This window comes from Prochlorococcus marinus CUG1415 (assembly GCF_017696015.1).
Taxonomy (GTDB): Bacteria; Cyanobacteriota; Cyanobacteriia; order PCC-6307; family Cyanobiaceae; genus Prochlorococcus_A; species Prochlorococcus_A marinus_AE.
In genome coordinates, this window is the sequence record NZ_JAAORL010000002.1 from 195100 (window position 1) to 221577 (window position 26478).

Annotated in this window: 24 protein-coding genes and 1 tRNA gene; 10 read left to right on the top strand and 15 right to left on the bottom strand. The window is 25.4% G+C overall.

What is annotated here, in order from left to right:
• Positions 1-17 precede the first annotated feature (17 nt).
• The gene (locus tag HA143_RS07150; RefSeq protein WP_209085142.1) at positions 18-1055 is read left to right on the top strand and encodes a class I SAM-dependent methyltransferase; all 1038 of its coding nucleotides are present in this window, start codon (positions 18-20) and stop codon (positions 1053-1055) included.
• A 61-nt stretch (positions 1056-1116) separates the two neighbouring features.
• Here HA143_RS07150 and HA143_RS07155 read toward each other — a convergent pair whose 3' ends face one another.
• The 3 genes from HA143_RS07155 to HA143_RS07165 are packed head-to-tail and all read right to left on the bottom strand — an operon-like array spanning position 1117 to position 3746.
• Positions 1117-1851, bottom strand: coding sequence for a class I SAM-dependent DNA methyltransferase (locus HA143_RS07155; protein ID WP_209085145.1), 735 nt, complete (start codon positions 1849-1851; stop codon positions 1117-1119).
• 3 nt (positions 1852-1854) lie between these two features.
• Entirely contained in the window at positions 1855-2970 is a 1116-nt protein-coding gene (locus tag HA143_RS07160) for a glycosyltransferase family 4 protein (RefSeq protein WP_209085149.1), read from the bottom strand.
• Positions 2971-2996: 26 nt separating this feature from the next.
• Entirely contained in the window at positions 2997-3746 is a 750-nt protein-coding gene (locus HA143_RS07165; protein ID WP_209085152.1) for a hypothetical protein, read from the bottom strand.
• A gap of 289 nt (positions 3747-4035) precedes the next feature.
• On the opposite strand from HA143_RS07165, the gene HA143_RS07170 reads away from it, so the two are divergent.
• From HA143_RS07170 to HA143_RS07185, 4 genes are all read left to right on the top strand, one after another.
• A tRNA-Ala gene (locus HA143_RS07170) sits at positions 4036-4108 on the top strand.
• Positions 4109-4335: 227 nt separating this feature from the next.
• Positions 4336-4488: a hypothetical protein gene (locus tag HA143_RS09750; protein WP_245210909.1), complete on the top strand. Its 153-nt coding sequence runs from the start codon at positions 4336-4338 to the stop codon at positions 4486-4488.
• A 784-nt stretch (positions 4489-5272) separates the two neighbouring features.
• Complete coding sequence (locus tag HA143_RS07180; protein ID WP_209085154.1) at positions 5273-5767, top strand: hypothetical protein; 495 nt, start codon at positions 5273-5275, stop codon at positions 5765-5767.
• A gap of 471 nt (positions 5768-6238) precedes the next feature.
• Positions 6239-7429: a hypothetical protein gene (locus HA143_RS07185; RefSeq protein WP_209085156.1), complete on the top strand. Its 1191-nt coding sequence runs from the start codon at positions 6239-6241 to the stop codon at positions 7427-7429.
• A 22-nt stretch (positions 7430-7451) separates the two neighbouring features.
• On the opposite strand, the gene HA143_RS07190 is transcribed toward HA143_RS07185, so the two are convergent.
• The 4 genes from HA143_RS07190 to HA143_RS07205 all read right to left on the bottom strand — a co-directional run bounded on the left by HA143_RS07190 (position 7452) and on the right by HA143_RS07205 (position 11307).
• Positions 7452-7613: a DUF5989 family protein gene (locus HA143_RS07190; RefSeq protein ID WP_209085158.1), complete on the bottom strand. Its 162-nt coding sequence runs from the start codon at positions 7611-7613 to the stop codon at positions 7452-7454.
• 2 nt (positions 7614-7615) lie between these two features.
• Entirely contained in the window at positions 7616-8011 is a 396-nt protein-coding gene (locus tag HA143_RS07195) for an SxtJ family membrane protein (protein ID WP_306822620.1), read from the bottom strand.
• Positions 8011-9870, bottom strand: coding sequence for a carbamoyltransferase family protein (locus tag HA143_RS07200; RefSeq protein WP_209085160.1), 1860 nt, complete (start codon positions 9868-9870; stop codon positions 8011-8013). The genes HA143_RS07195 and HA143_RS07200 overlap by 1 nt, the downstream gene beginning before the upstream one ends.
• Positions 9871-10353: 483 nt before the next feature.
• Positions 10354-11307 (bottom strand): class I SAM-dependent methyltransferase, encoded by a 954-nt coding sequence (locus tag HA143_RS07205; RefSeq protein WP_209085165.1) that lies wholly within the window; start codon positions 11305-11307, stop codon positions 10354-10356.
• Positions 11308-11557: 250 nt separating this feature from the next.
• On the opposite strand from HA143_RS07205, the gene HA143_RS07210 reads away from it, so the two are divergent.
• Entirely contained in the window at positions 11558-11860 is a 303-nt protein-coding gene (locus HA143_RS07210; protein WP_209085168.1) for a hypothetical protein, read from the top strand.
• A gap of 4 nt (positions 11861-11864) precedes the next feature.
• Here HA143_RS07210 and HA143_RS07215 read toward each other — a convergent pair whose 3' ends face one another.
• The 4 genes from HA143_RS07215 to HA143_RS07230 form a co-directional block, all read right to left on the bottom strand.
• Positions 11865-13346, bottom strand: coding sequence for a hypothetical protein (locus HA143_RS07215; protein WP_209085171.1), 1482 nt, complete (start codon positions 13344-13346; stop codon positions 11865-11867).
• 332 nt (positions 13347-13678) lie between these two features.
• Entirely contained in the window at positions 13679-14584 is a 906-nt protein-coding gene (locus tag HA143_RS07220) for a hypothetical protein (RefSeq protein ID WP_209085174.1), read from the bottom strand.
• 53 nt (positions 14585-14637) lie between these two features.
• The gene (locus tag HA143_RS07225) at positions 14638-15801 is read right to left on the bottom strand and encodes a hypothetical protein (protein WP_209085178.1); all 1164 of its coding nucleotides are present in this window, start codon (positions 15799-15801) and stop codon (positions 14638-14640) included.
• A 422-nt stretch (positions 15802-16223) separates the two neighbouring features.
• A complete protein-coding gene (locus HA143_RS07230) occupies positions 16224-17123 on the bottom strand; it encodes a hypothetical protein (protein ID WP_209085180.1) in 900 nt (299 codons plus the stop codon).
• Positions 17124-17252: 129 nt separating this feature from the next.
• Between HA143_RS07230 and HA143_RS07235 the strand changes: the two genes are divergently transcribed.
• The 4 genes from HA143_RS07235 to HA143_RS07250 all read left to right on the top strand — a co-directional run bounded on the left by HA143_RS07235 (position 17253) and on the right by HA143_RS07250 (position 22108).
• Positions 17253-17519 carry a hypothetical protein gene (locus tag HA143_RS07235; RefSeq protein WP_209085183.1) on the top strand — a complete coding sequence of 89 codons (267 nt, stop codon included), beginning with the start codon at positions 17253-17255 and terminating at the stop codon, positions 17517-17519.
• On the top strand, positions 17516-19150 hold the full coding sequence (locus HA143_RS07240) for an HAD-IIIC family phosphatase (RefSeq protein ID WP_209085186.1): 1635 nt from the start codon (positions 17516-17518) through the stop codon (positions 19148-19150). The genes HA143_RS07235 and HA143_RS07240 overlap by 4 nt, the downstream gene beginning before the upstream one ends.
• Positions 19151-19159: 9 nt before the next feature.
• A complete protein-coding gene (locus HA143_RS07245; RefSeq protein ID WP_209085197.1) occupies positions 19160-20557 on the top strand; it encodes an SDR family NAD(P)-dependent oxidoreductase in 1398 nt (465 codons plus the stop codon).
• A gap of 66 nt (positions 20558-20623) precedes the next feature.
• Complete coding sequence (locus tag HA143_RS07250) at positions 20624-22108, top strand: hypothetical protein (protein ID WP_209085199.1); 1485 nt, start codon at positions 20624-20626, stop codon at positions 22106-22108.
• Between the two features lie 13 nt (positions 22109-22121).
• Here the strand turns inward: HA143_RS07250 and HA143_RS07255 are convergent, their stop codons facing one another.
• The 4 genes from HA143_RS07255 to argF form a co-directional block, all read right to left on the bottom strand.
• Positions 22122-23798, bottom strand: a complete 1677-nt coding sequence (locus HA143_RS07255; protein ID WP_209085201.1) for a glucosamine inositolphosphorylceramide transferase family protein — start codon at positions 23796-23798, stop codon at positions 22122-22124.
• Positions 23799-23821: 23 nt separating this feature from the next.
• Positions 23822-24808, bottom strand: coding sequence for a class I SAM-dependent methyltransferase (locus tag HA143_RS07260; protein WP_209085205.1), 987 nt, complete (start codon positions 24806-24808; stop codon positions 23822-23824).
• Between the two features lie 67 nt (positions 24809-24875).
• Entirely contained in the window at positions 24876-25493 is a 618-nt protein-coding gene (lexA, locus tag HA143_RS07265) for a transcriptional repressor LexA (RefSeq protein ID WP_209085212.1), read from the bottom strand.
• 59 nt (positions 25494-25552) lie between these two features.
• The gene (gene argF, locus HA143_RS07270) at positions 25553-26476 is read right to left on the bottom strand and encodes an ornithine carbamoyltransferase (protein WP_209085214.1); all 924 of its coding nucleotides are present in this window, start codon (positions 26474-26476) and stop codon (positions 25553-25555) included.
• Between the last annotated feature and the right edge of the window lie 2 nt (positions 26477-26478).

The following is a 26478-nucleotide window of genomic DNA, read 5'->3' on the forward strand; positions in this document are numbered from 1 at the left end:
TTTAAGGCAATTACAAAATGGCATTTCAAAAACTAAATTCAATAAATGAATATTTTAATATTTTAGGTTGCAAAAGAAATTATTCTAGACAATTAATTAAATGTGAAATTTGCAATTCGAATGAATTTGAAGTTATTTGCTCACATACTGATACTGGTAATAATATTCTGGCTCCAGTAGAAGTTCAAGCATGCAAAAAATGTGGATTCCTTATGCAAAACCCTCGTTTCGAGAAGGAATTCTATGAAAAATACTATGAAGAATTTTATCCATTTATGCGTGCAAGAAGTCAATCTAATAAACCTGGTGATCCTACAAACGTAGGTAAAAAGACACAAATGGATAATGAAGGAAATCCAAATGAATTTGGATATGAAATAGCGATAGAAAGAGCAAATAATTTTTATAATTATTTGAATAAAATTAAACTAAAAATTACCAATAAAAAGTTACTAGATGTTGGCTGTGGTTGCGGAGGGTTCTTAGAATTATTTAAAAGAAAAGGATATGTTGTAAAGGGTAATGATCCAGATATTAAATCAGCTAATTTTGCAATAAAAAAAGGATTAAAAGTTGATGTAATACAAGGAGAAAAAATGGAATATAAAGAAAAGTTTGGTCTAATTATAATTATTGGTTCTTTGGAGCATTGCCATAATCCAAATACTATTTTAAAAAAATGTTGGGAATATTTAGATGAAGACGGCATAATAGTTCTAGAAGGAAGATATTATCCTATCTCCGAGAGTTTTAGATGGCTTAATTCAAATCATCATAGATTTCTAACTGATAAAAGTGCTCAAGCAATACTAGTAAAGCATGGTTTTGAAATTATACTAAGTACAACTGATCCAGTATCAGGAGAGAATACTGGCAGAAATGGTGGGGGATTTGCTTTTGCAAAGAAAAATTCAAATGCCAAAAGATATCTTGATATAGATGATCAAAAAAAATTAATTGCTAAATTAAAAGAGTTAGAATTAATACAAAATATTCCATCATTAAGAGAAATGCTCAAAAAACATGATGAAAAATTCGATATTAATTTTTCATAGTTTTAATAATTCATTACTTTAAAATTAATTTTTCTAAAAAATATTAATGAAATAATTGTTTTTAAAACTTTTTTTTAAGTAAAACAATAATGTGATTACCATTCCATGATGTGGAACTAGTCGATTTTCTGATTTTATAAATTATTTCTATATTCTCCATATTTCTAATTATTTCTTCTAAGTTATTTCTTCGTGAAATATAAATAGCCGAATTTCTTAATTTGATTATTTGAAAAAATTTTTCTAAAAGCCTTATGATTAATTTAGAAATACCTTTTCTCCTTAAACCATTATCATACATTGTAAAAAACAAGTAACCTCCGGCTTTAAGATTTAAAAAAATAATATTCAGAGTTTTCTTATCAATCAAAGCATGCTCACCAAAGACTCCAATAGAATAAATAAAGTCAAAATTTTGTGTTTTATAAAAACGATTAAAATTGATGATATCTGTCTTAAATAAAATCAAAGATTTATTATCTTTTTTTAAAAGCTCTGCCTTATTCAGCATATTTTGATTTATATCAATCCCAAAAATTTTTTCATCTTTAAAAAGACTAAGAAATCTTCCTGTACCGCATCCAATATCTAATATTTTGGACTCTTTACCACTTTTTTTTATTATATTTTTAACGAGTAAAAGTTTTTCTTTAAAATATTTAAAATTTGCATTAGTATCTTTTTGATTATCCTCTTTATAATATTTATCAGCAAATGTCTTATTGTATTTAATTCGATTGTCCAGCCTATTTAAAAAGGATGCAATCAAATTATCAAAAGTATCTAATTCTTTCATTGATTATTTAGGAAATTGTTTAATCAATTGATTCACTATATTTTCCTGTTTATATTTAATTGCTATTTTATATGATGATTTTGACATCTTAATATACCTCGATCTACTGATATTTAAAAACCTCTCGATAGCAAAATAAAAGTTTTTTATATTTGGCTTAACTACAAAACCATTTTCACCCTCTTTCACTAAATTAGATAAATTACTTAAATATGAAGAAAGTATTGGTTTAGAGCAAGCCATAGCTTCAACACAAGATCTACCAAATGTCTCTCCTTCATTAATTGAAGGTATTACAAAAATATCTGACTGAGATATATAACTAGGCAAATCAGAATTAGGCTTATAACCAAGTATTTTAACTTTTAATAATTTATGCTTTTTAATTAAGTCAGATAAAAATTTTTTTTCAGGGCCATCTCCAATAATAATATATTCACATTTTTCACATCCATATTTTTTTTTCATTAGAGCTAATGATTTAATTATCAAGTCAAACCCTTTATGTTTCCAAAGTCCCCCAACAGACATCAGAACAGGAATCTTCTCATTTGATTTCCAGTTCAAAAATTTTTCTTCCTTTAGATAAAAGTTATTACTAATAGGTCTACCTAAAACATTTATTTTAGATTCTAAATAACTATGATTTTTTAATAAATCATTTTTTGTAGATTCTGATAAAAACAACTTATCAATATATTCATAACCTCTTTTAATGAAAAAAGCATTCAATTTACCTTTAAAGTGTAAATTTCTTCTTGTCAACGTTGAACCACTATTAATACTAAAAATTTTACAATTAAAATTTAATTTTAATGGCGTCATTCCTAAAGATCTTGTGATTGATTCATCTAAAAACAATATCAAGTCTGGCTTAACTTTTTTAATAGAGGAAATAACAAGCAAGAGTGTTCTCAGATGACCAAAAAAACTTAAAGGAATAAATTTATGATTATTTATTGTTAAATTTTCATTAACAATTATTTTCCTAGAGTTTCCAAATAAATGCAATTCAATTTCTACTTTTTTCTTTTTTAAGCCTTCAACAATAAGGCTATTAGAAATTTGCATACCTCCAATATCAGGAATATAAAATTGCGTAAAACAAAGAATTTTCATATAGATATTAAAAGTTTATAAATTCGTTAAAGACTATTTATACATACCACTTTCAAAGCTCCACAATCATGAACTATTGAATCTTCAAAAATCCCTTGCAAAATTGGTGTAACAAAAGAATTGTCTTCAACAAAAATAACACTGTTTTTTTTCATAAAGGGTTTAATAGCCATAGCAGTATTTTTAATCGTTTCAATTTGATGAAGTCCATCGTCAATAACAATATCAAGTTTCTTATCTCCAAGAATTTTTGCAATAAATTGTTCATTAATTTTATATTGATCACATTCAAAAATCTTTGGAGAACTATATATGAAAGCTCCAAGATCAATAAGCTTATTTTTATTTTTTATAAAGTTACTTAAATCAATATCAAAACCATATAAATTAGATTTAGGGAAAAGATCTGATAGCAAAGCTAGACCGGTGCCTTTAAGAATTCCAAATTCAGCAATATTAAGTTCTGATGAATTTTTTTTAAGAAAGCTTTCTAAGAATTTTTCATAATATCTCGAATACCCCATGTGAAACATTTTGTCACCTCCAGTCATTTTCTGGAATTTAATCTCATCTTTTTTACGATTATCTTTAGATGAAATTTTATTTACAGATATATCATTATGAAAACCACCATATTTTTTTTCAGTCGCAGCGAGCCAGTTAGCAGAACCTTTTTTATAGGATGATTGACTTTTTATAAAACTCAATCTGATCTCTGCTAAAGGAGAAACTATCTTTTGAAATAATCTTCTTTTATAGTAATTTAATTTTTTCAAAAATTTAAGTATCTAATAATATCATATTAATAATGTTAACTAACTAAAATTTTTTATTCAAACAAATCAACAAAACAATTTATTTTTATTCCTCAATCTAGAGGGATTTTTTAAATCAATAAAAATATATCTTATAAGATTTAACCACTAATTTATGCAATCTATATAAAGCTATTAAAAATAATACATCTATTAGTTTTTATAAATTATAAAAAAAATAAAAAAGTTTTATAATAAGGTTTAGTTAATTTAATAAATTACTTTTTCATGTAGGATAAAAGTCGAATGGGGGGCCATAGCTCAGCTGGTAGAGCACCTGCATGGCATGCAGGGGGTCAGGGGTTCGAGTCCCCTTGGCTCCATTTAATTTTATTAGTGATTTTAATTGGTCAAAAGATTTGAGTTACTTCATAACTAGAAGCTCATCATATATTTAAGGACTTTCAGGACTTATAGGACTCTTCTATTTCAATCAGTAAATATAATAATTTTATGGAAAAGTTTAATTTAATAAATAAGGATAGATCAAGAATAAAAGTATTTAAACCATTTGAAGATAGTTAGTAAACCTTAGCGAAATATTAATGCAATGATTGTTAGTTATGGTTGCGTCTATAAGAGATCAAGTAAGCCAGTTATGAAAGGTTCAAGAATAGACACTATTGAATCTCCTAGAGAAGAATATAAAAAATTATTAGAAGCAGGTTGGGAAAAGACTTCAATATTTAATAGATATTTTTAATTAAAAAATTGATCTAGCTCTATTAGCCCTTCGAACAGCTTTTCTTAAAATACTTCTTTTTATTGATAAATCAGAAATCAAATAAAGTGCAAATAATAAAATTAGTTTTCCCAAAATTGGAATATGCATTATATAAAAAATAATTAACCATATAAAAACCAAACCGATACTTATATGCAAGTACTTAGTGTCATATGATTCCTAAACTAACTTATTAATCAAATACTAAAACTAGGCTTGACAACTGCGACTTAATCTCGACCATGAATACTTCTAAAAGGACCAACAAATTGGAACTGTTCTCTATTAATCCCTAAATTTTGTATGAGTTTAGAAGTTGTAAACTCACCCATTCTAAAAGTTGAATTCAACTGATTTTTTTTTGGTCTAGCCATAAATTAGATAAAAAAATTACTTATATATATAGTAATTATTTTCTAATTAAATATCTATTATTCCAGAGTTCTAACCTTCGAATGGTTAAATATACTCAACTATCTTATTCAGTTTGGCAAGAATCCTTAATCAATCTAATCTATAAAGATCATCCCTTAGAATTCCTGCCATCTTTTTAGGTAGGATTTGTTCTTAATATTATCTAAATAAGTCAAAAATTTATCGAGAAAATCTTTGATTGAACAGGGCTTACTAACTAGTAGTTTTATTCAGTTTTACCTCTCTTTTTTATTTAAACTTTTTATAATAGAATTCTTTTTCATTTTTGAGTAATTGTTTTGATTGCGATTCATAGCAAATATTGCTTTGATGTAAAAAATACTATTCAATGATTAAAGTCTTAATTACTCTTCTAACCTCATTTCTTGTTTGGTTTGGCATTGTAAAAATATTTAGCAAAGATAATGAGAATTCAATTAATGTTCTTTTAAGTAAATTGATTAATGATTTTACTTTAATCTTTCGAAATATAATTGATCTTATTGATTCTCTTTTTAAAAGCTTCATTCAAATCTATGAACTTTTAGGTACATTATTAAAAAATTTAGTTGGAATATTTAAGTCATTGATGTCTGCTTTTATTCAATTTCTAAATCTCTTTAAAGTAATAGGGATTACTTGTTTTTCTTTTGTTTCTTTATGTAATGGATTATTCCAGGCATCCAGAAAAATTAATATATTTAATAATTTTGAATTAATACTTAATAATACTGATTCTCCCAAAAATAATGTAATTAAATTAAATGAAAAACCAGAAGAAAATAAAAAGAAAGAAAGTTTTATTCCCTCTTTTTTAGATCGACTTTCATTTATTAATAAGTAACTAGTAGATTCTATTGCTTTTTACTTTGATTAATAGAATTATGAAAATTCAGTTCCGCAAGTAGTCGCAATACTAAGCTTTTAATTTAATATTTAAAGTATTTTCTTTTTAATCATGATTTCAATGCTAAAAACTTTTCCCATTCTTATTCGGAATAATCTTTCTTTTTTAAGAAAGACTTTACTCTTCTAATAAATTGGTTTGTTGCTTCTTGCTAAAACAAGATTAAGAAAAGCCACTTTTTATTTCTGCTTCTAAGCCAATTAATTTAATAAGTACGTTGGCATTACAAGCAACTGCAGAATATTTTTTTAATTAATTCTTCTATACATAAAAGTTTCAAATATAAATAATAAATTTGCTTTCATTGGGAAAATAATAAACAATCAATGCAATAATTGTTATAATTTTTCAACTAGATTCATTATTAATTATTATAAAAAAATAATAGTTAAAAAAATTCTAAATTCCTTGAAAAATTTTTTGCTTTTTATTTGTTCAATTTCTTTTCCATTATTAGTTTTTGAGATTTTTATATCTATAAACGAACTAGATAAGTTTCCTAGCAAAGAACATAAAAAAGTTTTTAAAACAGATCGAATTGAAGACAAGAAACTTGGAGAAATTGCAAAATCAGAAGGTTTTGAACCTTACTACTTCCCAGATGAAGTTAGTGCATATGCGAGTAAATATAATATTTATCCTATAGGTTCATTACCTTATAAAAATGCTTTTAGTTGCAATGAGGGATATGGACTAATTAAGTATAAGACTGATAGATTCGGCTTAAGAAATAATGATAATAATTGGGAATCAGAAAAACTCCAATCATTAAATCTATTTATTGGTGATTCATTTATAGCAAGTGAATGCGTGGAAGAGGAAAAAAGATTAACTAATTATTATCAATCTTTATCAGGAATTAATACTATTAACTTGTCCTCAGGTAGCAATTCTCCCTATGAATATATGGCATTGATTAAGCATATTGTGAAGCCGCTAAATAATATTAATAAAAGTAAGATGAATGTGATAGTTGTCTACTATGACAATGACAATGTACATGAAAAAATAAATTCAAATAATCAATTAATTAAAAGTTCTAGTCCAATAAATTTTTCAAGTAATCTCAATTTAAGAATAAATTCAAACTATTTAAAAGCACTTAAAAATGCTATAAAGGATTTTGAAGATACTGGCGGTCTTGAAAGGTATAATGAAAAAGCTCAAATCCGGAAAAAAGTTAAAAAATTTTTAATTAAGACATTAAAATTAAAAGCTACCAGGTTATATCTTGGAATTCCATTGAAATCTAGCTTGCAACATATTGCATCTAAATTATCTATTGACTATTTTAAAGATACAGTAACAGCAAGAAGTATTGAGAAGCTATCATTAGCTTGTAATAATCAATGTAAGCCTTATATAGCTTATATTCCGCAAAGGTCTAATACAAGATTAACGAGAAACTATGGAGATAATATCAAGAAAATATCTAAAAAATATGGAATTCAATTTATAAATCTGATTGAGGAATTTGATTTCACTAACCTTGATTACTACTCCCCTAGGGAAGGACATTTCTCACCTCTTGGCAATAAAGAAGTAGCTAAAATTATCTTTAATGCCATACAAAAAAAGACATTAGAAGAAAATAAGTAACTAAATTTATTTTTTAACTCGTTTAAAAAATAGTGTAAATAAAGGGAGCAACAACAGAGCCTTGAGAAAAAACAACTAGAATTCCCAGAAGTAAAATAGTGACAATAAGCGGGGCTAACCAATACTTTTTTCTTACTCTTAAGAAATCCCATATGTCTTTAATTAGCTCTAAAAATACTTCCATATTTAAAAAATCTTGTTTAAATTAATTTTTTTGTTAGTAGTTATTTCTCTATAAGATTTTTGATCAGTTTTTTTCCTTCTAAGTGGATCATGACCAGAAATTCGCATTATTAATGCAATAGGTTGTAGAACTAAAATAAAAACTATCCCAAGTATTATACGACTATTAAACCATCCTAGAAAGTATCCTAGTTTCATCCAAGCCTTATATGGATATGAGAGTAGACTTGGGGCAGCTATAGAAAAAATTAGTAAGGGAAAACTAATCAATAAGGTCCACGTTCTAAAAGAATGACCATAAAGATAAGGTAAAAGCCATCCAATTAAAATTGGGAAGGCAAAACTCATAAGAAATCCAAATTCTCTTAATATTTTTTTTGATATATTGTTATTCATCATCAATCTAGTTCAAAAGTCTGTTTCCAAGTTTCATCTTTTTCAGTTTTTGGTTGATTCTTCTTGTGAAGTATATGATTTTGTAGAACTAATACATCCATTTCTGTTCTCATAAAGCAGCGATAAGCATCCTGAGGAGTACAAACAATAGGTTCTCCTCTAACGTTAAATGATGTATTAACTATTACTGAACAATTAGTTAATTTTTTAAAAGCCGTTATAAGTCTGTGATAACGAGGATTAGTTCTTTTACTTACCGTTTGAATTCTCGCAGAGTAATCAACGTGCGTAATTGCAGGTAATGAAGATCTAGGAATATTTAACTTCTCAATACCAAAAAGATTTTTTTGATCATTATTCATCTCAATGCAAAGTTCTTTTTTTACTGATGAAACGAACAGCATATAAGGACTTTTAGTTTTCATTTCAAAATTACTAGTAAGATCCTCTTCAAGTACTGAAGGAGCAAATGGTCTAAAACTTTCTCGGTATTTGATTTTTAGATTCATCAAACTTTGCATCTTTTGACTCCTAGGGTCTCCAATAATTGATCTTCCTCCAAGAGATCTTGGTCCAAATTCCATTGGTCCATTAAACCAGCCAATAACTTTGCCATCATCAAGTAATAAAGCAAGCTTTTCAAATAGTTCATCATCTTCAAAAATTTCAAAATGCGCATTTACTTTTTTTAAATAATGATTAATTTCTTCATTAGAAAAATTACAACCTAGGTAAGTACCTTTCATAGAATCATTTAGATCAACTTTCCTTGGTTTATTTAAATTCTCATGCCAACCTATAAATGCAGCTCCTAAAGCGGAACCAGCATCACCACTTGCAGGTTGAATCCAAATATCCTCAAATATTTTTTTATCGAGTAATTTACCATTTGCAACACAGTTTAAAGCAACTCCTCCAGAAAGACATATCTTGTTTATTCCAGTTTCTTTTCTTAAGGAATAAGCAATTTTAATTAGTATTTCTTCTGTTAATAACTGAATAGATGCAGCCAAATCCATATGAAATTGTCTCAATTCTTCATCAGGCTTGCGAGGTGGTGATCCAAAAAGTTTGTGAAACTTTTTACTCGTCATTCGAAACCCTCTATGAAATTTAAAGTAATCCATATTTAATTTAAATGTGCCATCTTTTCTAATATCAATTAATTTTGACTCTATTTGTTTCGCATATATAGGGTTTCCATAAGGAGCTAATCCCATTAATTTATATTCACCAGAATTAACCTTAAATCCGCAATAATAAGTGAATGCAGAGTATAAAAGTCCTAAGGAATGGGGGAAACTTATTTCCCAAAGTGGCTTTATTTTATTATTTGAGCCAATCCAGGCAGAGGTTGTTGCCCACTCTCCAACTGCATCCATACAAAGTATTACTGCTTCTTTAAAAGGACTGGGATAGAATGCAGCGGCAGCATGTGATTGATGATGCTCTGAATAAAGTATTTCTGGAATATATGTTTGATTGCTATGTAAAATTTCATTTTGAATTCTTTTCAAACCTTTTTTTAATTCTGATTTTAAGAATAGTTTTTCTTTTAACCATACATTCATCGCTGATATAAAAGATCTCCCACCCCTAGGTGCAACAGCAATATAAGTTTCTAAAAGTCTCTCAAATGTTAATAATGGTTTTTCGTAATATACGATATTCTCAATGTCTCTCAAGTCTAAATTATTTGAATTTAAACAGTATTTAATTGCATTTTCTGGAAAACTAGAATCATGCTTTTTTCTAGTAAATCTTTCTTCTTGAACTGCACTAATTATTTCACCGTCAAAAATTAATGCTGCCGCACTATCATGGTAGTAACATGAAATCCCTAGGATATATTTTTTCTCCATATTAAATAAATAACAAAACTAAAAGTATTTTTATAAAATAAACAGAGATGTTTAAATCTTTTTTTTTGAGTTCCCCTTTATTCCAAGTTTTAAATTTTGGATCATCATTATAAAAAATTAAAACAAAATCTAATAAATTCGATGATAACTGTTTTTGTTTCATCAGAACAATTTAAGAATAATTAAAGTAATTAACTTCCCTTTATAAAAGTATATTTTATTCATACAAAGAGAGGTACATAAATTCTAATTTAAAGCATAAGTGAACTATCTAGGATGACTACGATAAAAAAACTTAATTAAAATTATATTTTACCAATTTAGCAAATCTTTATTTCCTATGAAATATAGGGAATTTTGAGTTTGGGATTTGAAGATTTAAGCAATCTAGAAAATTAGCTATATGAATTATGTCCAAATTCATATCAATATTACGAATTCAAAAAGAACTTATAAAATCAACAAAAAAATTAAAGAAATTTCTTACTTTTTTGCAATTACAACGCAAGAAATAGTTGATTTCATTTTGATAGCTTGATTCAAGTCATATCCATTAGCTGGATAACTGGCAGTAGATAAGATTGAAAAGCCTTGATTTTTAAGAATATTTTCAACTTCTGAAATGTTTTTTAGATGCAGAATATTATCTGGAGCTGGACTATTAATCGGGAAATTTAGATAAAGAATACCATTATTTTCAAGTAAGTACTTTATATTCTTAAGAACTTTATTTGTATTATCAATGCACTCTAATACTTCTACCATTACGATTATTCTATACCTTCCAATATGGATTTTTTCTATATCATCTAATATGTTTATCTGTTCTAGAGAAACTTTATCTGCTATTTTAATTTTCTGTATTGAAGAATTAGTTTGATTAATGCTTTCCCCACTTATATCCCATCCAGAAACATGTTTGCAATTTTTATTCTCTAAAGCAGCTGCTAAATAAAGACCATGGCCTGGACCTATTTCTAATAATCTATAATTAGTTTTCTGACTTTCTATGAATCTTGTGTAATTTATAAATGATTTAGAATGGTTATTCCATAATATTTGAGATAGCAAAAGACCTCTTATATATTTTTTCATATAACTCTGATTATCATAAATATCTTTGTATACATCATTAAAGTTTGTTCTCCTATATTTATTGGTTTTTAAAAAACATATTTGATCTTTTAATATTTCTTGGCAGAACCATTTATAACTTTTTATATAATCATCAATTTCATCGCTTATTAAAAGACTAATATTATTCAAAAGTTTTTTTAGGATCTTAAAATCTTCTGGTGAATGTGAATTAATATTCTTAATTAAACTTTTTTTATGCGAAGGAAATTCCTCCAATGTCAAATTAATTATCCTTTTTAGAATATTTTCTTCTTTGACCAAAGGGATAAATTCATCCTCTTTAAAAACAATGCCTTTCATAATGCCTTTATTACTTTTATGAATAATTTATACTTCAGTATCAAAATTAAGTCTTTAAAATTTCCGAATGTTTGAATAATTTACATTTAAAAAGATAATTTTATTTTTTGGAAATAAAAAATTTTTTCATATATATTTCTCTTCAAAGTATGAATTTTTATGTATAAACTAATTGATATTTAACCTTTTTTAAAAGTATTGACAAATTCTTTCTTATAATTTTTTATTTAAATTTAATTTGTAATTAATAATGAATGAACAAGGAGTATATGAAATAATCTACAAGAGCATTGATGAGATAAATAAAACTTTAGATAAAAATGAAAAAATCCCATTAGTTCCTGATGTAGAGTTAATTGGCATAAATGGAATGTTAGATTCAATGGATTTTGCCACGTTTATTATTACGTTAGAAAATAAAATTCATGAAAAATATAATATGCAAATTGACTTACTGGAAGAATCTTTAATTAGAAATGAAGATATGAAAGATCTTAATTCTCCAAATAGCATTAATAATTTGATAAGAAAAATAATTGATAAAAAACCTTAATTAATTAAATATATGATTTGTTTTCAATAATCTGCAATCCATAATTCTTATCAGAAATTGATTTTTTAATTTCATTATTAATATGATTAAAAATTTTAAGAATATTTTCTTTTTCAATAACAGCATCTGAATTTTGAGGTTCTACGAAATCAAAGCTATTACATTGTGAAAATACTTGTGCGACGTATTTAATTAGTTTAGTTTTATTGAATTTGAAACCTCTAGTATATGATCGAATATTTTCAGCCCATTTTCGTCTAGGAATATCTTTCAGTTTGAGAATGTTGTAATAGTTATTAAAGACTGCATTCCCAATAGTTATAACAGGTTTACCTATTAATGCCGCTTCCATTCCTGCTGTTCCATTAATTGTAATTAATCCCTTTGATTTTCTAATTAATTCAAAAGTACTTGTTGATGGTTTAACTAGTCGAACATTAGGCAAAGCCATTATTTTTTTATAATATAATTTACTTCTTCTACCAAGCATTCCCGGATGTTCTTTGACCACAATCCCTTCTCCTAATGAAATACTATTAGATAATGATATTATTGTTCCAATTTGATCTTGTGCATTAATACCAGCAATTAATGTCGTATATTCTGGCTGAACATGTAAAGGGAAATAATACCAATTTTCTAAATCATCAGGCAGATTTGAATAATTAAGATATTTATGACTAAATCTTTTAATTCTATTTTTTATTTCAAAGTTAATTTTTTTAATTGGCGATAAATAGGCATGATCATTTGCATAAGTTTTAGTTACATAATATCTATATAAATATCGAAAGAAATTATATATTTTATTAAAGCCAATTTTATAATTATCATATGGTAAAAGTTGTTCTAGAAGTGGTTTATGTTGTTTTTTTATATATGCCTCAATATAATTTTCAGCTTTAATTAGCGATTCATTGGAAGGTTCCAAATTTAAATTTATCCCGTGTGAGGATGATTCCTCATATTGGTTATACATTGAAGAATGTAGATTCAAGATTCTGGTACATAAAAAATAAAAAACAGGAATTTTTCTATATTGACAAACATCTGAAAAGATGAAATGAGGTAGGGCTTCAAAGCCACTTGATATAACGAAATCCGGCTTATTTTCATCTAAAAATGATTCAATTCTTTTATAAGTCCCAATTACTCTTCGAGCTCTATCTTGTCTTGGTAGATTACAATATGTTCTATCGCTGAGTGCCGCCGATAACAAAGTAGGTCTGCCATATTTATTTTCATAAACTTCTATTTCTTCTAAAACTTTTTCCCAGCTCATATCACTTAATATTTTTTCGTTTTCACCACAAATCTCTTGAAAATACCAAGTTTTTCGAAAACTTATATCATTCTTGTATCTTTCATAGAACAACCTCCCTCCAATCAAGGCATCGCATTTATAATCTAGTTTTTTCTTAAAAAGACCTGCTATTTCTTTATATAATATTGTAAAATCCAGGTCAGAAACAAAAAGTAAATTCACTTATCATATTCTTAGTTCCTCTAGGGTAATTTATTAAACGTTAATTTATAAAAATTTTTTTAATCTAATATGAATTCTTAATAATCTAAATAATAGTTTTTGATCTTAGATATAGAACTAAAAACCTTTATGTTAATTAAAAGTTAAAGAATACTTTTTAAGTTATTTATAAAATTTCTTCTAGAGTTAAAGTTTTTAAAAAGCAGATCTTGATTTCAAATATTGATTAATAAACAATTTTTAATAAATTAATTTAATTGATTTGAAATATTATTTGCATAATTAAGTATTTATATATTAATTTTTAATTCTAAAGTTTTGGATTAGTGAACTCAATAGCATAATTCTGATCCAATCGCTATTTGATCAAATTTGATATCCTTTGGGGCTAAATAAAAATGATGCGCTTTATCTTTTACTGATTTGACTATATTTGTAAGGTTTACATGAGTAGTCGCAAATAAGCAATTATTTTTTAAAAATAATAAAAACATTATCTGATAAAAATTACTAGAAAATAGCAAGTTATCTGAAGTCCATATAATTTTAATTGCTTTAAATCTTATTGTTAGATTTTTGATTTTCTTTTCTTTAAAGGATTTATTTATCAATATAGTTAATTTCGATTTGTTTACCTCTAATTTCTCTTGAATGCATTCCCCTAAAAAAAACTCATTAGGTGGGGTCTTAAACTGATAATCAACATCATTTTTAAATCTTATTTTTAAAATGGATAGGTCTTTAAATAAATTTGGGAATAAGTAAAAGATACTTAAACTAAAATTAAAATTGTTAGTCTTTAAAAATCCATTTTTTAATAGAAATCTTTGTATACTAGTACTTGGAGTACAATCAGTTAGTATAAATTGAGAATTTTGCTTGATCAATTTTTTAAAAAAATATGTAGAAAGTACACCTCTTGCTTTATTAGTGGCATATAAAGCAGAAAAATTGATGATGCTTATAAATTCTTTATTTACTTTAATTTTTCCTTGAAAATAAAAAAGCATCGCAATATAAATTTTTTTATTTTCATCTATAAGAAAATATCCAAAGAAATCTAACTCTTTATTTAAAATATAAATTTTATTTGCCAATTCTTTGGAGTAGTATGAGGACCATTGGTAACCTTTCTTGAGAAAAAGAATTACACTTACTAATTCTTGCTTTGTCTCTATTTTTTTAAAAGTTAGGTTTCTTAAATTTAGTAAATTTTTATCTAATTCTTCTTTGCTCATGAATAGATTCTTATTTTAGGATTAATAATATATAGTTTTCAAATAAGGGACAACTATAAATTTAATTTTTTTAAAAAATTTATTAGACTTTTATTTTTGAATCCATGTATTGAATATAAAATTAGCATCATTCTATCTAGTCCAAATCCAATACAAGTTGAAGTAGGATCCGTATATTTATCTTGAATAAGATTTAAAATTTTAAATGCTTTAAGCATAGTTAATTTATGATGATTTATACTTATAAATGATAAAGGATAATTATCTACTAAAGATATAAATTCTTGTTTTAGCTTTAGTAATTTTTGATATTTCGAATTAGATCTAAATGCCCCTATAAAAAAGGCATCATTTGCTTCTTCAATAGAATATTTTTCGATAAATAATCCCTCTAGAACTTTTTTTATAATTTGCGTAAATAAATCAATATTTTTCGTTATTTCTTTTTGAGAACCAACGAATATATACTCTCTCATAGAAAATTCATTTAATCTTCTAAGACTTGTATTTAAAACATGAATTTCATTTCTAAAGCATTGAGCTCTTGAAGTAAAAAGAATTGTAGAGTCTGTTAAGGATAAATTACTTTTTATTTTTTCTCTAATATGAGGAAAAACCCTAAAACAAACGGTAGGAGAAAGAAAATTCTCACCACTTAGAGTCCTTTTATCATTTTTAATATCTATTATTTTTTCTTTACTTATACCAGAAGTTAAAATTAAGATATCAGTGAATTTATCTATATAACCTGTTTTAATTATTGCATCACTGCTAACTGTAAGGGGAACATTAACTTCAATAACATTTTTTATTTCTTTGCTTATTGTATTTTTTATAAATTGATCAAGCAATAACTTTGCTTCACTAAATTCTGCACTTTCTATAAAATTGCCAAGTGTATCAGATTTGAATAAGATTTTTTCAGATATAAGCTTATTAGTGTGATCTAGATAAGATCCTTCATTTATTAAACTCTTTATTTCATTTATTGGTATTGATCTCTTTTCAGGAATAAAAAGAGGAAAATCTTTTTTGATTGTAATTAATAGTTCATCATAGTATTCACTTTTTACTTTAATTGAGCTTATAGATTTTTCATATGTAATTTTTGAATTATATTTTATTAAAAAATATCTTTTTAAAGAATCAAAATACGAAAAATAAGAGTTGTCTTTTAGTTCAAATTTTAAATATAAATATGAATTCTCATTTGACATTAAGATAAATATTTATTTTTAATTTAATCCAAAAACAATCTTGAAGCAAATCTTAGAAAGAATTTATTTCGAAATGATTTTTTAAATTAATTTTCAAGTTACGCATAAATAAATATATGTATTAAATGACTATATATTTTTGTTTTTATTACTTTAAAAAAACCTTTTGATTAATTCAAAATTGTAGAAAATAATGATTGGAAATTAAAATCGATAATTAAGGAATCAAATTCTTATAGAAGAAGCTTATTCAAAAAGATATTTTCGAAAATTAGGTTTCGAGTTTAAAAATTCTATAATTATATTAAAGAGGATCTGCTAATTGTTAGTTTAAATAACCTCGACTATACATCTATTAAAACTCAACAAAAATTTTACAAATAATAAGGTAATGATTTTATCTAGAGACCTTTCTTTAATCTTTATGCATAAAAGGTTAATTCACTTCCTAATGACAAGTAATCAATACCTATATTTTTTTGACTAAAAAATAATTGTTCGCTACTACTTTTAAACCTTTTATAAGATTCTGGTATTTCTAAGTGTGTAGTTACAAAAAATGATTGTGTTTTAAACATTAAATATAATTGTATTTCGTTAAAATAATCTTTGAATAAATTTATATTGGATGCATATAATATTTTTACCATATTAAAGTTAACTGTTTCTTTTAAAAAATTTTTAGATATAGTGCATTTTAAAATTATTAAATTTAAAACCTTATAATTTATATTTATTGATACTTCAAAAGAATCTCCTTTTTGATATCTGATATTATTTAGATAATAGAAATCTTTATTATTCTGTAATATTGAAAGTTTATTTATGCTTATGATTTTAAAAATATTAAATTTTAGAATAAAATTAAATATATTAAAATTATAATTTTTAAATTCTCCTTTATAAAAACCAAACTTAGTAAGAATTTTATTAACAGCTAAATTAGAAGTTACATTAGTAATTACAAAATCCGAGAGCAATTCTACAGTTTGCTTCAACATATATATTGAACCTATTCCTCTAGAATTAGGCTCTACATATATTGAAGACATGTTAATGATTTTAATATTATCTTTTGTCAAACCTTGATAAAATATCAGCAAACTCCCTAATATAATTCCTTCTTTATTAGTTAGCTTTACTCCATAAAATTTAATTGTTTTATTATTTATTAATAGTTTATTTAATAGATTTTGAGATCTATTATTTGACCAACCATAGCCTTTCTTTAGGAAACTGATATTTTCAAGTAATGATTCCTTAGAATCTATAAGAACAATTTTAAGTTTATTAAATTTTGTTTTCTTAAAATCTTGTGACATCAGTTATTTATAAAATTAGGAATTTTACAATAAAATTTTTAAAGCAACACAATGTTACTATAATATAAGAAATATTTATCATATAAAAAGTATTACCATTTCAAATAAAAGATAAAAAATTTTTTTAATATGATTTCAAAAGAAAATATAAAAGAAATAATTTTGGAAGAAATTAATTTGAATCTCAAAAATTATAAAAATATAGAATTGGATTCATATTTCATAGGGGTAGACTCTATTATTGAAAGCATAGATATTGTTAGTTTTATTGCTTCAGTTGAAGATAGGTTAGAGAATTTAGGGGTTGAGGGATATGATCTTTTTGATAGAGTTTTCCAGGAAGAAACACTTACATTTGAAAATTTGATGGATATAATTTACAATTCCATAAAATGATTTTAAACGTAATCTGTGATTCTGAGTTATATCTTTTTAATAAAGTAGCTAAAGAAAATAACATTTTAATAAAAGATTTTATTTCTTATGATATCAATTTATATGAATATCAAAAAATAGGAGAGGGGGATTTAATAATAATGCTTTCAGAAACTTTTTATAAAATAATTTCTTCTAATCTATATTCTTATATAAATTCCAAGACAAAACTATATGAGGAATTAGAAAAATTAGATATGAGATTGAAAGTAATTAATGAAAATAGCAGTAATATTTTCTTATTTGCTGTCCCGAGACATTTTATATATAAGGATAATTCAGACGAAATATACCCAAATAATTCTTATGATGGATTTATAGATCTACTAAATGCTGAGTTATTCATTTTAAGTAATAAATATAGCAATGTTATTTTTTTTAAGGGCATATCTCAATTAGAACAATCCATTGATAAAGTTTACTTCAGATTTTCAAGTATTTATGACAAACAGAATAGTAATATTCTGATTAAACAAATTCAAGAGTTTTATTCTATAAATTCTATAAAAAATAAAAAACTTATAATTTTTGATTTAGACAATACAATATGGAAAGGATTAGTGGGTGAAGATACCATAACAGGTATTAGGATGGATAAATCCGATCCAGTTGGTAGTGTTTTTTATCAAGTCCAAAATATACTTTTAAAATTTAAAAATAATGGTTTTTTACTCGCAATTTGCAGTAAAAATGATGAAGATATTGCTTTAAAAGCTTTATTTGATAATCCTGCTTGTCTTTTGAAAGAAGAAGATGTGGTTACTTATAGAATAAATTGGAATAATAAAAGTGATAATATAATTTCAATTTGCAGTGAATTAAATATTTCTCCACAAGATACAATTTTTATTGATGATAGCGATTATGAATGTGATGAAGTAAAAAAATTATTAAATGAAATAGAAGTGATCAAAGTTCCAAAGAATATATATTCCTTTCCTGAATTTTTAATTCAAAAGATTTTTTTAGGTATAAACAGAGTTACTGAAGAAGACAAAAAAAGAACAAAACTTTATAAAGATAGAATAAAAAGATTTAATTTACTCACTAAATATCATAATAATTCACACCTTGATTGGATAAAATCATTAAACATAAATTTAAATATATATTCTATAGAACCTAGTGATCCTAACTTAGATAGATGTATTCAATTATTTAATAGAACAAACCAGTTTAATTTAAAAGGCTCAAAATATAATAAAAAAAGTATTTTTAAGCAATTAATAAATGGTGATTATTATTATGGTTACTTATCTGATAATGTAGGGGCCGAAGGCATAATTTCAGTAATAGGTTTTCAGAATTCTAATAATAAAATAAAAGTAATTGACTTTATTCTTAGTTGTAGAGTTTTTGGTAAAAGCATAGAAGATGCAATGTTATTGCCTTTATTAGAGCAATCTAAAGCGGATGAAAAAGATGTTTTTTTTGATTTTGTCTCTACTAAACAAAATAAATCTATTGAAAAGTATCTATCAAATTTAACAAAGAAAGCATTCTCATTAAGTAAGAAAGATGCCATAAAACATTTTGATTACATTAATAAATTACCAATAAAAGTTATTAGAAATTATAATCCTGATATTTAAATATATTGTATGGAGTCATTAAAATTTGTTAGCTCTGAAGAATTTAGCGAATTTAGTTGTGACAAAAATCCAATTCATCTAGAAAATAATAAGGAAGGTCTTTATAAAGATAAAATACAATTTGGAGCAAATATTATACTTTCTTTGTTTGAAAAAATCATAAATAAGGATACCAAAATATCTTCAGTAGAATGTACATTTAAAGATAAAGTGCCGCATGATTCAGAATTAGTAATAAACAAATTTAATAATTTCATTTCTCTAACTTTAGATAAGGTTGAAATGGTTTCTATAAATTTTGAAGTTAAGCATATAGATTATAGTTTTATTCATTCAAAGAACAAAAACTTTGATTTTGATAAAAGTCTTGAAAGATTAACTAGTGATCAGATTTTAAAATTACAAAATATTCCAAAAGAATATTATTACAATTTAGATATTGCAAAATCTAAGCTATTATTCCCAAAATTAACAATTTCAAATTTTAATCTTATAAAAGATATTTGTTTTTTTTCCTTTCTTGTAGGAATGAAGATACCTGGAGAAAGATCACTTTTATCAAGTATTAAATACAAGTCGGATTCAAATAAAATTAGTGATAAATATATAGTTTTACTCAATAAATATAGAGAAATTGCATCCTTTGGAGAATTAAAAATAAGTTCTGTTCATTCAGAATCCAAAGTCAATTTTTTTTTAAGACCTTCAATTAATAAAGATAAAGAGGCTTCAGAAAAATTTATAAAACATTCAAATTTTAATAAATATAAAGGATTAAAATTGAAAGCTATTGTAATTGGTGCGAGCCAAGGAATTGGCCTCGATTTATCAACAAGACTTTCTAGTTATGGTTTAAATGTGACTGCAACCTATAGGACTTGCAATCAGCAATTAAGAGAAAGAGAAAAAATTCTCAACTCACAAAATCAGAATTTTAAAATTATCCAATATGAATCATTTAAGAGATCTTCAATTAGGTTCAATCATTTTGACATTATTGTAGATTGTACAACACCTGAAATAATGAGAGGTAAAAAAAACAAAATCGATTTAAATTTATTTAATGACTTTTCTAAAAAATATATTAGACATCTAATTTTAATTACAAACAAAATAAAAGGCTTTAAAAAAAGATTTTTAATTATTATTCCATCATCAACTGCAATTGAAGATATTCCCTTAGGAATGGTTGAGTATGCTGCCTCCAAGTCTGCTTTAGAAATTATTGTTAATGGATTAATGAAGATTTATAAAAATATTGTAATCCTTACTCCAAGATTGGGAAGAGTTAAGACAAAACAAACAATTTCCATAATACAAAAAGGGATTAGCAGTGAAAAAGCTGCTGAGCAAATTACGAAACTAATAATAGAGAAAATCTCCAAAAAATTTTTCACCAACAATTAAACTTAGTTGGAAAGTAATATAAAAAATAAACTTTTGATATAATTTAGTTGTTTCAAAATGTGATTCATGAAAATATTATTTGCATGTGATTGGGATTTTACTCTTTTATATAAAGAAATCGCTAAAAAATTAAATTACGAGCTAAATGCAATTTGTTTTGGAGTGATAAATGGAAAAATATTTTATGAAAAATATAAAAATGATGGTTTTGAAAAATGTTTTTTTATGCAAGATTTGGTTGGTGAATTAAAAAAAGGGATAGATAGCAGAGATTGGGTAGAAGTATTAAAAGATATCGCAAAATACGAAAAAAAATATGGTCGGCCAACTTTAAACGCAGCAGCCATGAGTGATAGAACATATTATTATCAACCAAGGACTGAAAGAGCCAGAAGAATAATTAAAACTTATAAAAAATTAGAAGAATTTATTGAGACAATTAGACCAGATCTTGTTTTAACTTCTGGATTTGGAGCTTTACCCTTTTTTGCAATTTCAGATATTTGTCAAAGCAAAAGAATACCAATAATTTACCCTTTAAATTCTAGACTTGAAAATTATCATTTACCTTCATTTACTCAATATGAAGAGTCTGAAACACATGGAATTAACAATGAAATAATTCCCAAAAAAGCTTCTATTGTGAAGGCTAAATCGCTTATTGATAGTTTCAATAAGAATCCTAAAAAGCCAGTTTTGGAGAGTTTATTATCTTATAGTCATTTCAAGTTTTCTTTTGGGCATTTATATAGATTTTTTAGATATATATATAGATATTATTTTTCAAAAACTTATTATGGTGACCATACAAAAAATCCACCCCACATTAAGTTGGTTTCAGAAATTGAAACAAGATTAAAAAGAAAGATATTTCAAAAATTAATTTCTTATCAATCTATTCCAGATGATATTAACCAATGGTTTTATTTCCCATTACATATTCAACCTGAGTATACAACCATGATTTGCGGAACTAATTGTATTGATCAAATTGGTACTTTAATTTCGCTTTCTAATAGTTTATCAATTTCTAATGGAATCATTGTCAAAGAGCATCCTGGTATGATTGGCAGAAGAAACATGAATTATTATGAAACAATAAAAAATATTCCAAATGTAAGATTTATTAATCCAAGTACTTCTTCATTTGAACTTATTAAGAAAACTAAAGCCACTATAACAATCAGTGGTACTGCAGGTATGGAGGCTATATTACTTGGCAAACCTGTAATTACATTAGGTAATGTTGTTTATAACTCTTACAAAAATATTTTAAGTTTAAAAAAGATCCCAAGAGCTAAATGGGGAGAAGAAATTAATTATTATCTTCAAAATTTCAATAATAATTATGAAGAGTTGATTGATTACATAGCTAAAATAATTGATCAATCATTTTCTTTTAATTGGATAGAGCCTCAAGATAATCCTGAGAAAGTTTTAAATAATGAAAATATTGAAAATTTTTATAAATTTATATTGAAACAAATAAATTTAATATCCAAAGACAAAAATTATGGAAAGACTTCAATAATAAATAAGTCTTATTTGTAATTATTAAATTATTTTACTTTAATTTAATATCAAATACTATACAATTATCTTTAAAATTTAAAGTATGTGTTCCCTTTATGTCTTTAAAGAAAGTTGGTAAAAACTGATTTATTTTTTTTTCTTCATATGTATTCTCTGAAATATTTATTATTTTTGCTAACCCAGAAGCAAAGCCATATTCATTGAATTTATGTTTTTGATAGACTCGATAAATTTGGTCATTATTAATAATTAGACCTCCATTTCTAGCATGATTTGGATTAAAAATTACAGGATTTTTAGGATGTTTTTTCCATTCATTAGTAAATAAATTTTCACTATAAAATATATGCAATTCACTATTATTGTCTCCTATTTTTGAGGAGCTTAAATTGGTTAGTATCCACCATTTATTTTTAAAGTAAAAAATGTTGGTATCAACTGCATGAATGTTACTTATCAATATTTTTTCTAATTTCCATTTAAGAGGAAAATCCATACATTTATATAATCTAATTTCTTTTGCATCAGGAGTTGCTGGGCACATATATAAACTATCATAGGCTTCAAATAAGAAAGGATAAGAGAGATGGAAATCCTCACTTAGCGCAATACCTAACTCTTTATGATTTTTTTTATTAAGCTCAAATACGGAAATAGCTCCTTTTTTCGTATTTAAATTAAGATCCTCTACAAAACAATAATGAATATTATTTTTAAAATATACGAAAGGATCAGCTAACCACCTTCCTTTAGGATTTTTTATTAATCTGCTTTTGCCAAGATCAACATTTATGAAGTCTTCTGAAAACTGATATCCGACTGCCCAAATATATTTACTAGGAAATATTTTTGATATACAATTAAAAATATATTTAATTACTAAAAAAATATTTGGATAATATAAATCAAAATTATTGATAAATTGATTTTTATAGATTATGACATCACGGTTATTTATATCTTCTTCTTCAGTTTTTTTATGAATATGATCATTAATAATTGCTTCTATTTTTAAATTTAAAAAAGCATAAGCTTTAGCTTTTAGTTTCTTTATATTTAACGAATATAGCCAATTCGTAGATATTTTACCATCTATAATTATCTTAGATTGAAGGGAATTAGAACTTATTATATTGATACTAAAATCGGTCGTAGAATCTTTGTTTATTATTGATAAAAATGTAGAATATTTATTAAATTTATATTTTTCGGAAAAATAATTTAGATTAACCAAACCAAACTTACATAAGGAAATCAAACTATTTGGTATATTTAAATCACCTTCATAAATGAGAATATCAATTCTTAGTTTTTTAAACTTAATTATTTCTTTTTCATTGTAAGTTAATCCAGAGTCTGCATTAAAGATTGGGAAAAAAGACAATTTCTTTATCTTAAAATTATTTCTATTAAAATCAATAAATTTTCTACTCTTTAGTAAACGTAAAAGTTTAAAAAGAATTTTTTCTAAGGTAATAATGATATCAAATGAAAATATATTTAATATTTTGAAAAAATTATTACTACATTTTTTAGTAAGTAGAAATCTTAAATTTCTTAATAAATTTTTATTTAGTACATAATATTTATTAAATATAATGTATTCAACTTTATAATATTTTGAATATTTTGATTCATTTAGAAAGTCATTTAATTCATCAGATATATTATTTGAATTTATTATTATCCCTACTTTTTTTCTATTCATTATTTATTTTTATAATTCTAAAGTTAATTTTTAACTTTTTTGCCAGCAATTACAGGTCCATGAGAAAAAGATCCATCAGCTCCCTGTAAAAAATAAAATATATGCCATAAAAGAATATGTAATTTACTTGGTAATTTATAAGAAACTTTTCTTCTAGGAAATAAACTAGCAATAAATCCAACAACATTTACTAACTTAGATTTACTGATAGGGTATTTAAATCTCATATTATACCTATCTTTTATCCAAGAAATAGTATCTCTAAATCTCAATGGAGGGAAAGAACCAGTAAATTCAATAGCTAATTCATTTTGCCAATCCAAAATTTCATCAATAGTGTGATCTGACTTATGAGGGTGAATAAATTCATCCCTAAATTCTGTTAAAAGTTCTTGACTTAAATCTTCAATTTTCTTAAACCTTTTGTATTTATTAGTTTTTCCATAATGCTTAAGTGCATAATTTAATTTTTCACTTATTGTATTACCACCATTAGTTAAAACATCCTTTCTCTGAAGATTATGTCTCCAATCAGCGAAAGAATTGTAAACAAAAAATCCTATATAACCATCATATTTGCATACCCTATGCATTTCTTTAAGTCCTAACTTAGGGTTGTAAGTATGGTGTAGTACACCCCAAGAAATTACAACATCAAAAAAATTATCTTCAAAAGGGAGATTAAATAAATCTCCATGTATAGGAATAAAATTATCATAATTTTCCTCTTTAGCTACTTTTGATGCAATTTCTAAAGATTTCGTACAAGCATCAAAGCCATATAATTTTTTAACTTTAAAATGTTTAGCTGCTAGTATTGACCTATTGCCTGTACCACAACCTACATCTAGAACATTAGCATTTTCAAGCACATTTTCTAAATTCAGATATTTATAACGTAAAATCTCGTTAGGTAATTTCGAAACTCTTTTTTTATGATCCCACAGCGGATATGGAACTTCTTCGTATAAATTATTTACATTTTTATGTATAAATTCACGATTATTCATTTTTAAAAGTTTATTTATAAATATATAATTTTTTTGAGCAAATTAAACAATTTTATTGATAAATTGTTTAAATTTTTCTCCAAACTGCAACAAGTTTACCTTGTATATTTAATCTCTCAGGATTAACTTCAATAGGCTCATATGATGGATTAGCAGCCTCTAAAAATATTTTATTTTTTCTTTTCACAAAATATTTTAATGTTGAACCTAAGCCAGGAACATATGCAGAAATTATATCTCCATTTTTCAAGCCAAAGCAATCTTTAACTGGTTCCATTAGGACCATATCACCATGAGCAATACAAGCATCTATCATAGAATCTCCATTCACTGTCAAAGCAAATAAATCCTTATTTTGAAAAAGCTCAGTAACATCTAACTTTTCATTTGTTTCAGAAAAACTCTCTATTAAACCTCCAGCCGCTATAGAGCCCAAAACAGGTACTCCATCAAATACTTCACCTGCTAATTGAAGAGTCCTAGCTTTACCCTCCTGCCAACTTATAAGACCTTTTTCTTGCAAGTGCTTCAGGCGACTTTGAATAGGGGCAGGTGATTTTAAACCCATAGCTCCCATCATTTGCCTAATTGATGGACTATGCTGGAATTCTTTGATATATTTTTTAATCCATTCATATAGCTCACTCTGAGCATAAGTAAGATTTTCTTCAGACAAGTTAGCCATCAAAGGAATTATTATTCTAATACATTTGTACCTATATAGTACTTATAAAGCAAGTTTTATTAAGAAAGCAAGCAGGCTAGTAAAGCTTGTTGAACATGCATCCTATTTTCAGCTTGTTCAAAAATCCTATTATTCTTACTTTCAAAAGCCTCATCAGTTATCTCTTTGCCCCTATAGGCTGGCAAACAATGCATAATAATTGCTTTCTGATTAGCATTATTAATAAAATTTTTATCCACAGTAAAGTCTTTGAAGTCTTTGTCTTTATTTATTTTTAAATTCTCTTCTCCCATAGATGACCAAACATCAGTATAAATTACATCAGTACCACTACATGCCTCAAAAGGGTTATGAGTTATCTTTACCTCTTTCTTTTTATATAAGCTATTTGCTTTATTGATTACTGAAGGATTAGGCTCATAATCTTTTGCACACGCAACCCTTATTTCAATATCAAATAAAGCAGCACTTAAAATTAGAGAATTAGCAACATTATTACCATCGCCAATGTAAGTAATTACAACGTCTTTCAAATCACCAAATTCCTCTTGAATAGTTAGAAAATCAGCAAGAGTTTGACATGGATGTTCCAAATCGGTTAGCGCATTAATTATGGGTTTCGTAGACCATTTTGCATATTCCTCCAAAATTGACTGATCAAAAGTTCTTATTGCCAAAACATCACAATATCTACTGAGAACTCTTGCTGTATCCTTGATTGGTTCTCCCCTTCCTATTTGTGAAGTTGAAGGATTAAGGTCAATAGTAGTTCCCCCAAGTCTTGACATGGCTACTTGAAAACTAACTCTAGTACGAGTAGAAGATTTATCAAAAATTAAGCCCAAAACTTTATTCTCTAGTTCAACTTTAAGATTTTTATTTTTAAAATTCTTTGCTATATCTAAAATATGAATAAATTCTTCAGATGATACATCCAAGCTTGATAAAAAATTGTTATTGGTAAGCTTGTTTGGTTTTATCATAA

Excerpts from the sequence above, each read along its gene's own strand:
- HA143_RS07250 (WP_209085199.1), top strand. The coding sequence starts at position 20,624 with ATGAAAATATTATTTGCATGTGATTGGGATTTTACTCTTTTATATAAA.
- HA143_RS07230 (WP_209085180.1), bottom strand. The coding sequence starts at position 17,123 with ATGTCACAAGATTTTAAGAAAACAAAATTTAATAAACTTAAAATTGTT.
- HA143_RS07180 (WP_209085154.1), top strand. The coding sequence starts at position 5,273 with ATGATTAAAGTCTTAATTACTCTTCTAACCTCATTTCTTGTTTGGTTT.
- HA143_RS07195 (WP_306822620.1), bottom strand. The coding sequence starts at position 8,011 with ATGATGAATAACAATATATCAAAAAAAATATTAAGAGAATTTGGATTT.
- HA143_RS07240 (WP_209085186.1), top strand. The coding sequence starts at position 17,516 with ATGATTTTAAACGTAATCTGTGATTCTGAGTTATATCTTTTTAATAAA.
- HA143_RS07150 (WP_209085142.1), top strand. The coding sequence starts at position 18 with ATGGCATTTCAAAAACTAAATTCAATAAATGAATATTTTAATATTTTA.
- HA143_RS07255 (WP_209085201.1), bottom strand. The coding sequence starts at position 23,798 with ATGAATAGAAAAAAAGTAGGGATAATAATAAATTCAAATAATATATCT.
- HA143_RS07200 (WP_209085160.1), bottom strand. The coding sequence starts at position 9,870 with ATGGAGAAAAAATATATCCTAGGGATTTCATGTTACTACCATGATAGT.
- argF (WP_209085214.1), bottom strand. The coding sequence starts at position 26,476 with ATGATAAAACCAAACAAGCTTACCAATAACAATTTTTTATCAAGCTTG.
- HA143_RS07225 (WP_209085178.1), bottom strand. The coding sequence starts at position 15,801 with ATGTCAAATGAGAATTCATATTTATATTTAAAATTTGAACTAAAAGAC.
- HA143_RS07210 (WP_209085168.1), top strand. The coding sequence starts at position 11,558 with ATGAATGAACAAGGAGTATATGAAATAATCTACAAGAGCATTGATGAG.
- HA143_RS07245 (WP_209085197.1), top strand. The coding sequence starts at position 19,160 with ATGGAGTCATTAAAATTTGTTAGCTCTGAAGAATTTAGCGAATTTAGT.
- HA143_RS07160 (WP_209085149.1), bottom strand. The coding sequence starts at position 2,970 with ATGAAAATTCTTTGTTTTACGCAATTTTATATTCCTGATATTGGAGGT.
- HA143_RS07155 (WP_209085145.1), bottom strand. The coding sequence starts at position 1,851 with ATGAAAGAATTAGATACTTTTGATAATTTGATTGCATCCTTTTTAAAT.
- HA143_RS09750 (WP_245210909.1), top strand. The coding sequence starts at position 4,336 with ATGATTGTTAGTTATGGTTGCGTCTATAAGAGATCAAGTAAGCCAGTT.
- HA143_RS07205 (WP_209085165.1), bottom strand. The coding sequence starts at position 11,307 with ATGAAAGGCATTGTTTTTAAAGAGGATGAATTTATCCCTTTGGTCAAA.
- lexA (WP_209085212.1), bottom strand. The coding sequence starts at position 25,493 with ATGGCTAACTTGTCTGAAGAAAATCTTACTTATGCTCAGAGTGAGCTA.
- HA143_RS07220 (WP_209085174.1), bottom strand. The coding sequence starts at position 14,584 with ATGAGCAAAGAAGAATTAGATAAAAATTTACTAAATTTAAGAAACCTA.
- HA143_RS07190 (WP_209085158.1), bottom strand. The coding sequence starts at position 7,613 with ATGGAAGTATTTTTAGAGCTAATTAAAGACATATGGGATTTCTTAAGA.
- HA143_RS07235 (WP_209085183.1), top strand. The coding sequence starts at position 17,253 with ATGATTTCAAAAGAAAATATAAAAGAAATAATTTTGGAAGAAATTAAT.
- HA143_RS07260 (WP_209085205.1), bottom strand. The coding sequence starts at position 24,808 with ATGAATAATCGTGAATTTATACATAAAAATGTAAATAATTTATACGAA.